The following is a 13,857-nucleotide window of genomic DNA, read 5'->3' as shown; positions in this document are numbered from 1 at the left end:
GGCAACGGTGCCGACGAATTCATGGCCCGTCACCATCGGCACCGGCACCGTCTTCTGCGCCCACTGGTCCCAATTGTAGATGTGCACGTCGGTGCCGCAGATCGCCGTCTTCTTGATCTTGATCAGCACGTCGTTAGGGCCGATTTCCGGCACCGGCACCTCTTCCATCCAGATGCCTGGTTCGGCCTTGGCCTTCACCAGCGCTTTCATCATGTTCGACATGCTTTTGTCCCTTGAAGCTCTTGTTCCGGAATCGCTTTTCGATTCCGGCTTGTCAGGAAATGACGCCGAGTTCGCGCCCGACGGCGGCGAACGCTTCCACCGCGCGGTCGATATCGGCGCTGGAATGCGCCGCCGACATCTGCGTGCGGATGCGCGCCTGCCCCTTTGGCACCACCGGGAAGGAGAAGCCAATGACGTAGATGCCGCGCTTCAGCATGCGCGCGGCCATCTCCTGCGCCAGGCTGGCATCGCCCAGCATCACCGGGATGATCGGATGATCCGCTCCGGCCAGCGTGAAGCCGAGCTTGCCCATTTGCGACCGGAACCGCGCAGCGTTGTCGTAGAGTTTGTCGCGCAGCCCATCGCCGTCCTTGATCAGCTCGAACACCTTGATCGAAGCGCCGGCGATCGCCGGCATCAGCGTGTTGGAAAAGAGATACGGCCGTGAGCGCTGGCGCAACCAGTCGACCACCTGGCTTTTGCCCGAGGTGTAACCACCGGAGGCCCCACCAAGTGCCTTGCCGAGCGTCCCGGTGATGATGTCGACCCTGCCCTCGACGCCGCAATGCTCGGCCGAGCCGCGGCCGTTCTGACCGACGAAGCCGACGGCATGGCTGTCGTCGACCATCACCATGGCGTCATACTTCTCGGCGAGGTCGCAGACACCCCTGAGATTGGCGATGATGCCATCCATCGAAAACACGCCGTCGGTGGCGATCAACCGGAAGCGGCAGTCCCGGGCTTCCTTCAGGCGCGCCTCGAGATCGGCCATGTCGTTGTTGGCGTAGCGGAAACGTTTGGCCTTCGACAGCCGCACACCATCGATGATCGAGGCATGATTCAAGGCATCCGAAATAATGGCGTCTTCCTCGCCCAGCAGCGTCTCGAACAGGCCGCCATTGGCATCGAAGCAGGAGCCGTAAAGGATGGTGTCTTCCATGCCGAGGAAGGAGGAAATCGTCGATTCGAGCTGCTTGTGCTCTTCCTGCGTGCCGCAGATGAAGCGCACCGATGCCATGCCGTAGCCATAGCGGTCGAGTGCCTGCTTGGCAGCATTGCGCAAATCGGCGCTATCGGCGAGGCCGAGATAGTTGTTGGCACAGAAATTCAACACCTTGTCGCCGCCGACCTCGATCTCGGCCGACTGCGTCGAAGTGATCACCCGCTCCGACTTGTAGAGGCCTGCCGATTTGAGCCCCGCGAGCTCGCTGTCGATGTGGGAGAGGAATGCTGCGGTCATGACCTAGCCTCGTTTGATGTGGGCCGACTGTCGTCTCGTCCGCGCGAAAAATCCATCGCAAAAACGACCGGATCGGTGGCAAGCAGCACGACGCGGCCCCGATGTCGATCATCACGCGGCCGAGGAACGACGCCACGACAAAGGTTCTGGCCGATGACCGCTCAAATGCCGGTACGGTGCTAAACGAGCCGATAACCATTCCGCGATCTTTCCACGGCCGCCCCTTGCCGGACAGCCGTCGATTTCCGGTCCTGTTAACGTTTGCAGTTCAATGGTGCTCATACAAGAATCCCTAGGCAAGAATCCTTAGGCGAGAGGGCCGCCCCCGAAAATGTCGCAGCAGCCGGTGCAAACCGTTTCAGGCAAGCTCATACTGCTGATCAAGGCTGGCTATTGGCTAGCCCTGCTGATCATTGCGGCCATGGTGATCGCCTCCTTCATCCTGCTGCAGCAGATGATGGCCACCCAACAGCACAATCACACCTTGCTCGACATCGTCAGCACACAAAAGACGCTGTCGCAGCGCATCGTCTTCCTTGCCAGTGCAACGGGTGCCGGTTCACGCGACAAGCAACCAGCGCTGGTCAGCGCGCTCAAGCAGGCAACGGCGGAGTTCGAGACCAACTACGACCTGCTGCTCGATCAGACGGGAGCCGATCCGCAATCGCCGGCCAAGCTCGACCCGAAGTCGATCGAAAGCGTCCTCTTCGCCAAGCCCTTCCACCTCGACTATTTCTCGGTCGGGCTGATCGCCAATGGCGACCGCCTGATCTCTGCCTATGAATCGCAATTCAGCGGCAATGGCGGCTACAAGGGCGGCGGCGAACGCGTCAATCTCGACGCCTCAGTCGCCAATGCGACCTTGTCGGGTTATGCCGCGCTCGGCCAGCGCATCACTGCCGACGCCGACGACCGCTCCGAGAAGCTGCTCGCTCTCCATCGCACGCTGTTCTACGCCACAATCGGCGTCATCATACTGGTGGCGCTCTTCATCTTCAGGCCGATGTCGAACGCCATCCTGCGCAAGACGCATGAACTGATCGACGCGCGCAATTCCATGGCCTTCATCGCGGTTCATGACGGCCTCACCGGCCTGCACAACCGCACGTTCCTGACCGATCATTTCGACACGCTGATCAAGGGCACGCACCGGCGTCGCGAACGCCTTGCCGTCGTCCAGCTCGATCTCGACCGATTCAAGCAGATCAACGATACGCTCGGCCACGCCGCCGGCGACTATGTGCTGGTCGTCACGGCACAGCGCATGCGCGATTCCTGCCGGGCGTCGGATCTGTGCGTGCGCCTGGGCGGCGACGAGTTCGTCATGATCCTCGGCGGCGCCGGCGGCACCGAAGACATCAACATGCTGGCGCGGCGCATCCTGGCGCACATCAACGAGCCGATCGTCTTCCAGGGCACGACCATTCTCCCAGGCGCCAGCGCCGGCATCGCGGTCTATCCGATCGACGCCGACAACGCTGGGGATTTGCTGGTCCATGCCGACCTGGCGCTTTATTCCGCCAAGAAGCTTGGCGGTGGCAACTTCTCCTTCTTCTCCGAGGAACTGCGCCGCGAACTCGATTATCGCAAGCAGCTCGAGCACGACATCAAGGTCGCCATCGCGGAGCGGGCGTTCCAGGTCTATTTCCAGCCGCAGGTCTCGCTGACCAACGGCACGATCAGCGGCATCGAGGCGCTGGTGCGCTGGAACCATGCGGAGCGCGGCATGATCCCGCCCGGCGAATTCATCCCGGTCGCCGAGAAATGCGGCTTCATGCCCGAGATCGGCCGCATCGTCATCACCAAGGCGATCAACGAGGCGGCCGAATGGAATCGCGCCGGCATTGCCTTCGGACGGCTTGCCGTCAATGTTTCCGGCACCGAGCTGCGCGAGCACGATTTCGATGCGTTCTTGTTCGAGACGCTGGAAAAGGCTGGGCTGCCGCCGCAAAAACTGTCGCTGGAAATCGTCGAATCCGTCATCCTCGACGACGAAAAGACAGGCATCGCCGCCAAGCTGCGCCACATCAGGGCAGCCGGCGTCCATCTCGAACTCGATGATTTCGGCACCGGCTATGCTTCGCTCAGCCATGTCAACCCGAACGAGATCGACCGGCTGAAGATCGATCGCCGCTTCGTTCAGAACATCCATGAGAATGGCGACAACTCGAAGATCGTGCGCGCCATCACCGAGCTGGCGCGTGGCCTCGGCATCTCGATCGTCGCGGAGGGTGCCGAAACCGAGGCCGAGCTCGATTCGCTGATGGCGATCGGCTGCGACCAGGTGCAGGGCTACTCCATCGCCTTCCCGATGCCGCACGACAAGGCGCTGGAATGGCTGACCGCCCGCATGCCGAAGAAGGCCAAGCTGACGGTGCTGCAAGGAAGCCTGGCATAGGTACGGCCGGGCTGCCTTGACAACCGCGTGTGAAGATGGCCGCCTTGTCGTGATCGCAACAGGGATATCGGGGCTGATGACACCGTTTCGGTTTGCCCTTGCGGCACTGCTGATCTTTGCGGCCCCCGCCCAGGGCGCCGATCGCACCATCTATCTTACCTTCGACGATGGGCCGCTGAACGGCACAAGCAACATCCTCGACGTGCTGGAGGCCGAGCAGGTTCCTGCAACCCTATTCATGGTCGGCATGCATGCACAGGCGAGCGCTGCCAACAGAGCGCTCGTCCAGCGCGCCAAGCAGCTTCCTCTGGTGACGCTCGGCAACCACAGCTACAGCCATGCCTACAATCACTACCGGCATTTCTACGGCGACACCGAGGGTGTCGTCGCCGACATGGTACGGGCAAACGCGGTGCTCGGCTTGAAGCCCGTGGTGCATGCAAGGCTGCCGGGGCGCGACGTGTTCAGGCTGCCCTCCATGTCGAAGAACGACACTTCGCTTGGCCTCGCCCAGGAGGGGCATGAAGAGCCCGACTACGAATTTGTCGCGGCCTCAGGCTTCTATCTCTACGGCTGGGACCATGAATGGGTGCACAAGGACAACGGCGAGCCGGTGCAGAGCGTCGACCATCTGGTCAGCGAGATCGATCATCTGTTCGGCTATGGCCGCTTCGTCAAGCCCGGCAAGCTGATCTTGCTGATGCATGACGAGATGTTTCAGGACGGCTTCGACGGCAAGACGAAGCTGACCAATTTGATCGCCGCGCTGAAGCTGCGCCGTTACGCCTTTGGGGCAATCCAGGGCTACGACGACTGAACCGGTGAGGACGGCAAGTTCTTCAGCGGATGTGCATCGGTACCCGATGCTGTCGCATGGCCGGCAAGGCGTCAAAGCACCTCGATCGACTCCCCGCGCAGCTTGTGCCGACGCAATTTGATGTATGTGCGCAAATTAGGCGTCATCTGAAAGCCCACCAGCTTCGTCTCCTGGAGGGGAGCAGCCCACGCCATCGTCTCGTAGCGGGCGCCGTAACCTTCGATGGTGGCGGCAAGATTTTCGTGGCCCAGATTCCTGGCCAGAGTGGCGCAGGCAGCAACCCTCGAACGAATCGACTGGCCGTATTTGGGCGCAAACGCCAGTCCGCCGTCCGCCAGGTCATCGACCTCATGGGCAAGCGCCAGGAACAGAATGTCCTCGTCGCCGGCAGGCACACCTTTGTCCACAATGCGCTCGGGATCTCCCGTGTCGAATTTCAGTCCGACCACGCGAGCGACAAGACCCTCGACGCGAGGACCGATTTTTTGCTCCAGCCACTTGCGGTGAGCATCGGTTCGCCTGCTGGATTTGCCGTCCGGATACTGGCCTCCGTCATAGGCGGCGTGAAACATAGCAGCGAGGACAAGATCGACGCTTTTGTCGAAATGCGCGACCGACGACGCAGCTCCCACCGCATGGCAGATGAAAGGCCGTCCCGTCTTGCGATAACGGCCGTTGAACATCGCGCAACACACACGATACGCCTTCTGCACCCTGGCGATATCGGCAAGCGGATATCCAGCCTCGTATAGCTGGATGTAAAGCGCCGTGTTGGTCTGGCGCGGAACGAACAGATCTTCTTTGGTCAACTTGTCCCCCCGAACGTTGTTAGGTTTTCCGGCGACTTCTCGCTGCCGAAGCCAGCGGCTTCGGTATTCTTGCATAGATTTTGCGGAAGAGTTGAGCCCGACCTCTTCCCACCAGGATCAGCCGGACAATGGAACGTTACAAATGTGATGAGGGAAGTCCAGTCCAAGGAAATTCTTGGTCCGTCGGATTCTATCCCCCGACATTGCCCCGCAACACGGCCAGCACCTGCGCGAACTCCGCCAGACGCTCGTCGGTCAATCCCACTCGCAGCCGCTTGTCGAAGACGAGCGCGGCCTTGCGCAGTGTCTCGAACATCGCTTCTCCGGCCTCGGTCAATTCGACCAGATGAACCCGGCGGTTGACGGGGTCGCGGCGGCGCATCAGCAGGCCCTGCGCCTCCATGGCGTTGAGATGATGGGTCAGCGTCGCGCCCTGGATACCGATCATGCCGGCAAGCTCGCGCTGGTTGGCAAGGTTGCTCGACTTGACCGATAGCAGCGTGAGCCAGATCGGCAATGTACCTCCAGCCTCGACCAGGGCAGCATCGAAGGCCTGGGCAACCAGCTTGGCGGTTCGTCCGAGATTCATGCCGACTGGCGGGCGGTCAAAGGGTGTCATTGCAGGACCCTAGACGGTGTCATGCACGGATGGAACTGGCACGACTTATATATTGACATCTAACCATTCGATATCTAATCATCTAGAGATGGCGGGCTAAAGAGGAAATCCGGTCATGCAATATGTCTACATCGTCGTTATCGGTCTTCATGTCATGGCAGGCGTATTCTGGGCGGGCACGACCATCGCGGTCGGCCGTGACCCGGACATCCGGGCGGAACGGTTCTTCCGGCCGCAAATGGGCGCTGCCGGCCTGGTTTTCCTGACCGGCATACTGCTCTGGTATTTCTTTCACGAGGGTGTTTTCGGCTCGATGGAGAAGGTGCTGGCGCTGGGCATCGTGACGGCCCTGATCGCCGCCGGCGTGCAAGGCGCGCTGGTGGGCTCAGCCAGCAGGCAGCTTGCCGGTGCCGATGCGGCAACGGAAAGGCAGTTGCGCGCGAAGATGACAAGAGGCGAGCGCATTGCCGGGGGGCTGTTGGTGCTGACAGTGCTGTGCATGGCCACCGCCAGAATGTTTTGAACGCCGCCACGCGGCACACCCTCACAGAATCGTACGTTGTCTGGCGACGAGCCAATGACGTGCGGGCGCGCGGCCAGACCGAAGTACATGGGCTCTCGTACGCAGGTCCGGCCGCGCGCCACCGATCCTCGCAACGCCCAATTTCAGATCCGCAAGCCGAACCTGATGCCGTCGTAGATGGCGGCATGGATGTTGCGCGAGGCGACCGCGTCGCCGATGCGGAACAGTACAAAGCCGCCTTCTGGATTGCGCTTGGGGAAGATGTCGCCACCGCTCACCAGCCGTTCGTAGTCGACCGCACCGCCGTTCTTCGACAGAGGCTTCAGCGAGAGATAGAGATCATCGAGCGGCAACGTACCGTGCTCGACCACCACCTGGTCGACCCTGCGCTCGCCGCGCCAGCCATCGGCGAAATCCGATGCCAGTTCGGCGACCAGTTGGTTGCCCTCGCGGCGCACCGAACGCAGCCGCGTGTTGATGGTGATGCTGACGCCCTTTTCCTGAAAGGCGCGCATGTACGGCACATGGTTCATGCCGCCCATTTCCGGGGCAAAGAAACGTTCGGGCGAGACAAGTTCGAGTTTCGAGCCGGCATTGGCGATCAGTTCGGCGGCGCCCATGCCCTGATGGCCGCCATTGTCGTCATAGAGCAGTACATTTTCGGCCGGCTTGACGCTGCCGGCCATGATGTCCCAGCTTGAGGTGACAAGATTGTCGCCGGCCGTCAGCGGCGGGTTCTGCGGCAGGCCGCCGGTGGCGACCACCACCACGTCGGGTGACAGCGCCAGAACATCGTCCTTCTCCGCCCAGGTGTCGTAGCGGATCTCGACGCCGAGCCGGGCGAGTTCGGCCAGCCGCCAGTCGATGATACCGATCAGCTCCTTGCGGCGCGGATTCTGCGTCGCCAGTCGAATTTGGCCGCCGGCCTGGCTCGATGCTTCAAGCACCGTCACCTTGTGGCCGCGCTCGGCTGCGACCCGCGCAACCTCCAGCCCGCCGGCGCCGGCTCCGATGACCACGATTTTCTGCTTCGGTCCTTCGGTCTTGACGATGATATGCGGGATTTCGGCCTCGCGGCCAGTCGCGGCATTGTGGACGCAAAGCGCTTCGCCGCCCTCATAAATGCGGTCGAGACAATAGGTGGCGCCCACGCACGGGCGGATCTCATGCTCGCGGCCCTCCATCACCTTTTTGATGATGTGCGGATCGGCGATATGGGCGCGGGTCATGCCGACCATGTCGAGCTTGCCGGTGGCAATGGCGTGGCGTGCGGTGGCCACGTCGGATATGCGCGCCGCGTGGAAGGTCGGGAATTTCGTCGCCGCCCTCACCTCTCCGGCGAAATCGAGATGCGGCGACAAGCGCATGCCGGCCACCGGTATGACCTTGGTCAGCGCCGCATCGCTTTCGATCGAGCCGCGGATGATGTTGAGGAAATCGACCTTGCCGGAATTGGCCAGCCGCCCGGCGATCTCGATGCCCTCCTGTTTGGACAGGCCTTTTTCGAAATCTTCGTCAGCGACCATGCGGATGCCGACGACGAATTTCTCGCCGACCGACGCACGCACGGCATCAAGCACCATGTTGGTGAAGCGCAGGCGGTTGTCGAGCGAGCCGCCGAATTCGTCGTCGCGATGGTTGGTGGCCGGCGACCAGAAGCCGTCCATCAGATGGCCGTAGGATTCGAACTCGATGCCGTCCAGGCCGGCGGCCTGACAGCGCTGGGCGGCCGAAGCATAGTCGGCGACGATGCGCTCGATGTCCCAGTCCTCGATGGTTTTCGGGAATGCGCGATGCGCCGGCTCACGCACCGGCGAGGCCGAGAGCACCGGCAGCCAGTCGGCCTTGTTCCAGCCGGTACGGCGGCCGAGATGGGTGATCTGGATCATCACCTTGCAGTCGTGCTCGTGGCAGGCATCGGCGAGCTCGGCCAGCCACGGCACGATCCTGTCGTCATAGACATGCAGATTGCCGAAAGCGGCCGGGCTGTCGCGCGAGACGATCGCCGAGCCGGCGGTCATGGTCAGCGCCATACCGCCCTTGGCCTTCTCGGCATGGTAGAGCCGGTATCGCTGTTTCGGCATGCCGTCCTCGGAATAGGCCGGCTCATGGCTGGTCGACATGACCCGGTTCTTCAGCGTCAGATGTTTGAGCTGGTAGGGCTGGAGAAGCGGATCGTTGGAGGTCATCGTCTTCCTGCGGTTTCAAATTGTGCTAATGAGCGGCAAAATTCGTTTTCAAGCATGTCGTCCCGCACGCACTCCGGGCGCATGCGACAAGGATTGGGCCCATGATCGATACCAAAACTCTCACCCAGCTCGGTGCGCACGTCGAGACGCCACAAAGCCCCGAAGCAGCGGTTCTGGAGACCGTACCGTTTTCGCGCGGCGACGGGCCGCCGGCGATCGTGCGCTTCACCTGCCCGGAATTCACCTCGCTGTGCCCGGTCACCGGCCAACCGGACTTCGCCCATATCGTCATCGACTACGCACCCGATGCGGCTCTGGTGGAATCGAAGTCGCTCAAGCTGTTCATGACCTCGTTTCGCAACCATGGCGCCTTCCATGAAGACTGCACCGTCATGATCGGCCGCCGCATCGTGGCGGCAACCAAGCCGCTGTGGTTGCGCATAGGCGGCTATTGGTATCCACGCGGCGGCATTCCGATCGATGTGTTCTGGCAAACCGGCGCTCCGCCGGAAGGCGCCTGGCTCCCCGACACCGGGGTGGCGCCCTATCGCGGGCGGGGTTGAGCTCGCCCATCATTCGCACTGATATTGGCTGAGTGCCCATTCGCCGGTCACCGACAACAGGTCCGTGATCTTCCAGTCGCCATCGACCTTCTTGAATTTCCATTCCAGCCGGTGCGGGTTGCCCGATATGACGAAGGCGACGATGACCTTGGCCTGGTCACCGTTGATCGCCTCGAGCGTCTTCAGGCTCTTGTCTATCTCGGCCTTGTCGTAATCGGCATTGTCGAGCGCCATGTTGGGGTCGAGGCACTCGCCCTGCCCGGATTTGCGCAAGGCGTCGCTCTTGTCGAGCACGGTTTTGGCTGGATCGATGAAATGGCTTCGCTCGGCCGGATCGATCTCCAGCCCGACCTGATCGTAAAACGGCCGCACAACGGCGGTCGGCGAGCCCGGCTGGATCGGTGCGGCGGGCGCGGCTTCGGCCGGCGACCATCCAACCGGCGGCGTGGCCGGTTCTGCCGCTCCGCCCGGCGCATTTGCGGGCGGTGCAGCGCTGTCGCTCGGCTGGGTGTCGGCCGGGGCGTTTGCCGGCGGCGCACCCAACAAGCCTTGCGCGGCGGCGCCGCTCAGAGCCGCCAGCAGGCACACACCCGACAGTGCCACGAACCGGCGGTGGGCCATCGCTTCACTCCGGCGTCTGGCCGGCCATGCATTCCAGCGCGCTGAGCGTCCAGTCGCTGGTTTTGGAAGCGATGTCCGATATCTTCCACTTGCCGTCGATCTTCTTGAGCGACCAGAGCATTTCACGTTTGGAATCATCGCCTTCCGGAAACAGGCTGAAGGATGCCGTGACCTGTGCGTTGTCGCCATCCTGCTTCTCAGACAGTTTCAGCGTTTTCGAGACGGTTTTCTGATCGAAATCCTGAGCGTCGAGACCAGGATCGAAATCGATGCAGGCGACCTGGTCCGGGTTCTTTTTCGTTGCCTGGTCGTTCAGGTCGAACAGTTTCGTCACCGGTTCGGTGAACCGGTCCCGATATTGTTCGTCGGCCTCGAACTTGACCGCCGGGGCATAGAAGAACTTCACCGCGTCGGACGCCGGTCCGGCGACGGCTCCGGCCGGCAGGGCTATCGAAAGGGCGGCAACGATCACTGTCAGTCGCATGCAGAATCTCCGGCTTTTGACGGCTTGAGCCTATCAACACCACGTATCCTGCATATCGGCTTTTTTGCGGCTCATGAAGTCCTGCAGCACCTTGTTTTAGCCGTCCAGCCAGACGTTCTGAAGGTCCATCTCGAATGTCTGGTGGACACCATAGTTCTTCACCTTCTTGCTCATGTGGCTGTAGAGCTTCTGCCAGAAGGGCTGAATAATGACGCCCGAATCCTGCAGGATCTGCTCGACATCCTTCATGACCTCGCGTCGTTTCTCCACGTCGATGAGCGAAAGCGCCTGCTTGAGCTTGGCATCAAAATCGGGGTTGGAATATGCCGATTCATTCCAGGCCTCGCCGGTGCGATAGCCGAGCGCCAGCACCTGCACGCCAAGCGGGCGCATGTACCAGATCGTCATCGAATAGGGATATTTCGTCCAGTCGTTCCAGAAGGTCGAACCCGGCAGCACCGTGCGCTTCACCTTGATCCCGGCATCGCGCAACTGGCCGGCAATGGCGTCGCCGGTATTCTTCTGCCAATCGTCCTCGATGGTGATCAGCTCATGCTCGAAGTCGGCCTGTCCGGCTTCCGCCATCAGCTTCTTGGCGCCGGCGGCGTCGCGTGTCTTCTTGGGCAGCGCATAGTATTCCGGATGGATCGGGGCGACGTGGTGGTTTTCACCAGGGGTGCCTCGCCCGGCATAACCGAGTTCGAGGACCGCATTGTTGTCGACGGCCATTTGCAGGGCGTTGCGCACCCGCTTGTCGTCGTAGGGCTTGTGGGTGATGTTGGTGCGGGCAACCAGCGTCGTCGCCGTCGCCACCTCCGATTTCACCAGATCCATCTTGTCGAGAATGTCGATGAAGTCGGCGGGCGACTCGAAATTGAGGTCGATCTCACCGGATTCGAACGCGTTCACGGTGGCGTTGAAATCGGTGCCGTAGTCGACGAACTCGACGCTGTCGAGCGGCGCCTCACCACCCCACCATTTGCCATTCTCACGACGCTTGACGACCGCCTTCTGGCCGACATCGTAGGAGACCAGTTCGAACGGTCCCGTGCCGATCGGCTTCTTGATCGGATCGGCACCGTCGGCATCGAAGCTGCGATGGACGACGAGCGCCGGATAGTCGGTGAAATTCGGGATCAGCGAAATGTCTGGTTCGCTTAACTTCAGCTTGACCGTATTGTCGTCGACCTTGGTGATCGCGCCATCCCTGGCCTTGCCGGTCTTTGCGTCGATCAGCGCGCCGACCCGGGCGGCCATGGAATTGCCGGCGACATTCTTCTCGCACCAGCGGGTCAGATTGTGAGCGACGTCATCGGCGTTGAAGGCATCGCCATTGTTCCACGTGATGCCCTTGCGCACATGCAGCACGTATTCGGTGGCGTCGTCGTTGATATCCCAGCTTTCGAGCAGGACCGGCTCGAAGGTGAATTGCCTGGTATAGCGGACAAGCGGCTCCAGCCAGCAGCGCGAAATGTTCGCCAGTTCCACCCAGTCGTAAGTGCGCGGATCCTTCTGTCCCTTCACCGACATCGAGACGCGCAGCGTTCCGCCTTTCTTCGGCTCTTCGGCCAAGGCCCGATCCGGCACGGCAAGGCCGATCATGCCATAGGCAAGAGCCGTCGATGCGCCGAAGGCGCTTGCCAGCGCCAGGAACTCGCGCCGGTCGACACGACCCGCGCGTGCTTCGACCGCCATTGCCTCGATAGCGCTCGGCACGCGATCGCCACTGCTTCTGAAGAATGCCATTTTTTCCTCCCGTCTGGTTCCCTTTGATCTTGGTTCTTCGCCTCAACTGACGCTGTCCGGCAGCCTCTCCTCGCGCCGCGCGATGAAATCCATCAGGCCATCGGCGATGCCTTCGTCGAGCTTCGGCTCCTCGTAATCCGCCAGCATGTTGCGCGCCTTCTCGCGGCCGCGCGTGTCGTGGTCCTTCGCCCCTTCTGCCTTCCACTGTTCGAACGAATTGAAGTCCATGATCGAGGGCATGAAGAAGGCGGATTCGAAATGTTCCAGCGTGTGCTGGGTACCGAGGAAATGGCCCTGCGGTCCCACCTCGCGGATTGCCGCCATGGCTTCCTTGAAATCGTCGAACGGCAGGCCGCCGGCATATTTGTACCAGCCGATGAGCTGTTCGCAGTCGGTGGCGAATTTCGAATAGCCGCAGGTCAGGCCGGCCTCGAGCCATCCGGCGGAGTGCCAGATGTAGTTGGCGCCGGCGAGGATGGCGGCATGCATCAGCATGTTCGCCTCGTAACCAGCCTGGGCGTCGTTGAGCTTCGACCCGACATGGAAGCCGGAGGTGCGCCACGGCAGTCGGTATTTCCGCGCCAGCGCTCCCATCAGATACATCATCTGCGCCGCCTCGGGCGTGCCGCCCATCGGAGCACCGGTCTTCATGTCCACCGTGACCATGAACTGTCCGTAGATCTGCGGCGACCCTGGGCGCAGCAGCTGCGTAAAGGCGACGCCCGCCAGCGCTTCCGCATTGACCTGTGCCACAGCGCCCACGGCGGACGCCGAAGTCGAGGCGCCGCACAGTGCAAAGGGTGCGAGGATCAGCGGCTGGTTGCTTCGCGCATAGACCTTCATCGCGTCCAGCATGGTGGCGTCCCACACCAGCGGCGAATTGCAGTTGGTGATCGACACCAGGACCGGATTGTCGCGGACGTAATCCTCTCCGAACACGATGCCTGCCATCGCCATCGTGTCTTCCGCCCGCTCCTTGGACGTGACGATGCCCATGAACGGCTTGTCGGAATGCTTAAGCGCGGAATGGATGATGTGGAGGTGACGCTTCGGTACCGCGATTTCCATCGGCTCGCAAATGACCGAACTCGATGAATGCAGCGCCGGCGCCATGTAGGCGAGTTTGTGGAAATTGTTGAGGTCGGCGAGCGTGCCGTAACGCCTGTTGTTGTCGAGATCGCGAACATAGGGCGCGCCATACATCGGCACGAAGATGGTGTTGTTGCCGCCCACCCGCACCGTGCGCTGCGGATTCCTCGCATTGAGCGTGAACTCCGACGGGACCTTCGACACCAGTTCCATCAGCAGGGCCCGGTCGATCCGCACACGGGTTTCCGAGACATCCGCGCCCGCCGCCTTCCACAGTGCGATCGCCTCGTCGTCGCGGAACTCGCATCCCACCTCTTCGAGGATCAAGAGCGACTCCTCGTGGATCAGTTCGACCGCCTCATCCGGGACCATCTGGTAGACGGGGATCTGGCGGACCAGCGTCGGGAACGACGTTACGGGAGCTCCGCGCAGGGCCTTGCGCCCCAGGCGGCCGCCACTGCGGCGGTTGGCATGTTCGGTCACTTCGGGGGCCGGTGCGTTCATGGCAACTCCATTCCACTCATGAAGGAGCCTAGC

General features: G+C 61.8%; 13 protein-coding genes. 4 read left to right on the top strand and 9 right to left on the bottom strand.

All coding sequences use genetic code 11. The features are described 5' to 3' along the window. Together M729_RS01000000135745 and M729_RS0125250 are read right to left on the bottom strand one after the other, a co-directional pair. Nucleotides 1–222, bottom strand: a 222-nt coding sequence (locus M729_RS01000000135745; protein WP_032809333.1) for an alcohol dehydrogenase catalytic domain-containing protein, incomplete at its 3' end; no start/stop codon positions are given. A 52-nt stretch (nucleotides 223–274) separates the two neighbouring features. Next, a complete protein-coding gene (locus tag M729_RS0125250) occupies nucleotides 275–1,462 on the bottom strand; it encodes a glycine C-acetyltransferase (RefSeq protein ID WP_024504815.1) in 1,188 nt (395 codons plus the stop codon). A 331-nt stretch (nucleotides 1,463–1,793) separates the two neighbouring features. On the opposite strand from M729_RS0125250, the gene M729_RS0125245 reads away from it, so the two are divergent. Further along, the gene (locus M729_RS0125245) at nucleotides 1,794–3,860 is read left to right on the top strand and encodes an EAL domain-containing protein (RefSeq protein WP_024504816.1); all 2,067 of its coding nucleotides are present in this window, start codon (nucleotides 1,794–1,796) and stop codon (nucleotides 3,858–3,860) included. Nucleotides 3,861–3,936: 76 nt separating this feature from the next. Beyond that, nucleotides 3,937–4,677 carry a polysaccharide deacetylase family protein gene (locus tag M729_RS0125240; protein ID WP_081714379.1) on the top strand — a complete coding sequence of 247 codons (741 nt, stop codon included), beginning with the start codon at nucleotides 3,937–3,939 and terminating at the stop codon, nucleotides 4,675–4,677. 71 nt (nucleotides 4,678–4,748) lie between these two features. Here M729_RS0125240 and M729_RS0125235 read toward each other — a convergent pair whose 3' ends face one another. Further along, complete coding sequence (locus M729_RS0125235) at nucleotides 4,749–5,561, bottom strand: hypothetical protein (protein ID WP_245267631.1); 813 nt, start codon at nucleotides 5,559–5,561, stop codon at nucleotides 4,749–4,751. 115 nt (nucleotides 5,562–5,676) lie between these two features. After that, entirely contained in the window at nucleotides 5,677–6,105 is a 429-nt protein-coding gene (locus tag M729_RS0125230; protein WP_013532326.1) for a MarR family winged helix-turn-helix transcriptional regulator, read from the bottom strand. A gap of 115 nt (nucleotides 6,106–6,220) precedes the next feature. Between M729_RS0125230 and M729_RS0125225 the strand changes: the two genes are divergently transcribed. Further along, on the top strand, nucleotides 6,221–6,628 hold the full coding sequence (locus M729_RS0125225) for a hypothetical protein (RefSeq protein ID WP_013532327.1): 408 nt from the start codon (nucleotides 6,221–6,223) through the stop codon (nucleotides 6,626–6,628). Nucleotides 6,629–6,771: 143 nt separating this feature from the next. Here the strand turns inward: M729_RS0125225 and M729_RS0125220 are convergent, their stop codons facing one another. Continuing rightward, entirely contained in the window at nucleotides 6,772–8,817 is a 2,046-nt protein-coding gene (locus M729_RS0125220; RefSeq protein ID WP_027163241.1) for an NADH:flavin oxidoreductase, read from the bottom strand. Between the two features lie 101 nt (nucleotides 8,818–8,918). Here M729_RS0125220 and queF point away from each other — a divergent pair, with 101 nt between their 5' ends. Then, nucleotides 8,919–9,380, top strand: a complete 462-nt coding sequence (gene queF / locus M729_RS0125215) for a preQ(1) synthase (protein WP_010915503.1) — start codon at nucleotides 8,919–8,921, stop codon at nucleotides 9,378–9,380. Between the two features lie 9 nt (nucleotides 9,381–9,389). Here the strand turns inward: queF and M729_RS0125210 are convergent, their stop codons facing one another. From M729_RS0125210 to M729_RS0125195, 4 genes are all read right to left on the bottom strand, one after another. Beyond that, on the bottom strand, nucleotides 9,390–10,001 hold the full coding sequence (locus M729_RS0125210) for a hypothetical protein (protein ID WP_013532329.1): 612 nt from the start codon (nucleotides 9,999–10,001) through the stop codon (nucleotides 9,390–9,392). Between the two features lie 4 nt (nucleotides 10,002–10,005). Continuing rightward, nucleotides 10,006–10,485 carry a DUF3828 domain-containing protein gene (locus tag M729_RS0125205; RefSeq protein ID WP_027163240.1) on the bottom strand — a complete coding sequence of 160 codons (480 nt, stop codon included), beginning with the start codon at nucleotides 10,483–10,485 and terminating at the stop codon, nucleotides 10,006–10,008. Nucleotides 10,486–10,581: 96 nt separating this feature from the next. After that, nucleotides 10,582–12,231 (bottom strand): ABC transporter substrate-binding protein, encoded by a 1,650-nt coding sequence (locus M729_RS0125200; RefSeq protein WP_027163239.1) that lies wholly within the window; start codon nucleotides 12,229–12,231, stop codon nucleotides 10,582–10,584. A gap of 42 nt (nucleotides 12,232–12,273) precedes the next feature. Further along, on the bottom strand, nucleotides 12,274–13,824 hold the full coding sequence (locus M729_RS0125195) for a trimethylamine methyltransferase family protein (protein WP_013532332.1): 1,551 nt from the start codon (nucleotides 13,822–13,824) through the stop codon (nucleotides 12,274–12,276). Nucleotides 13,825–13,857: the final 33 nt, after the last annotated feature.

It is taken from the genome of Mesorhizobium sp. WSM1293 (assembly GCF_000513875.1).
Taxonomy (GTDB): Bacteria; Pseudomonadota; Alphaproteobacteria; order Rhizobiales; family Rhizobiaceae; genus Mesorhizobium; species Mesorhizobium ciceri.
The sequence above is the reverse complement of the archived record's forward strand: the minus strand, read 5'-3'. Positions and strand labels throughout refer to the sequence as shown.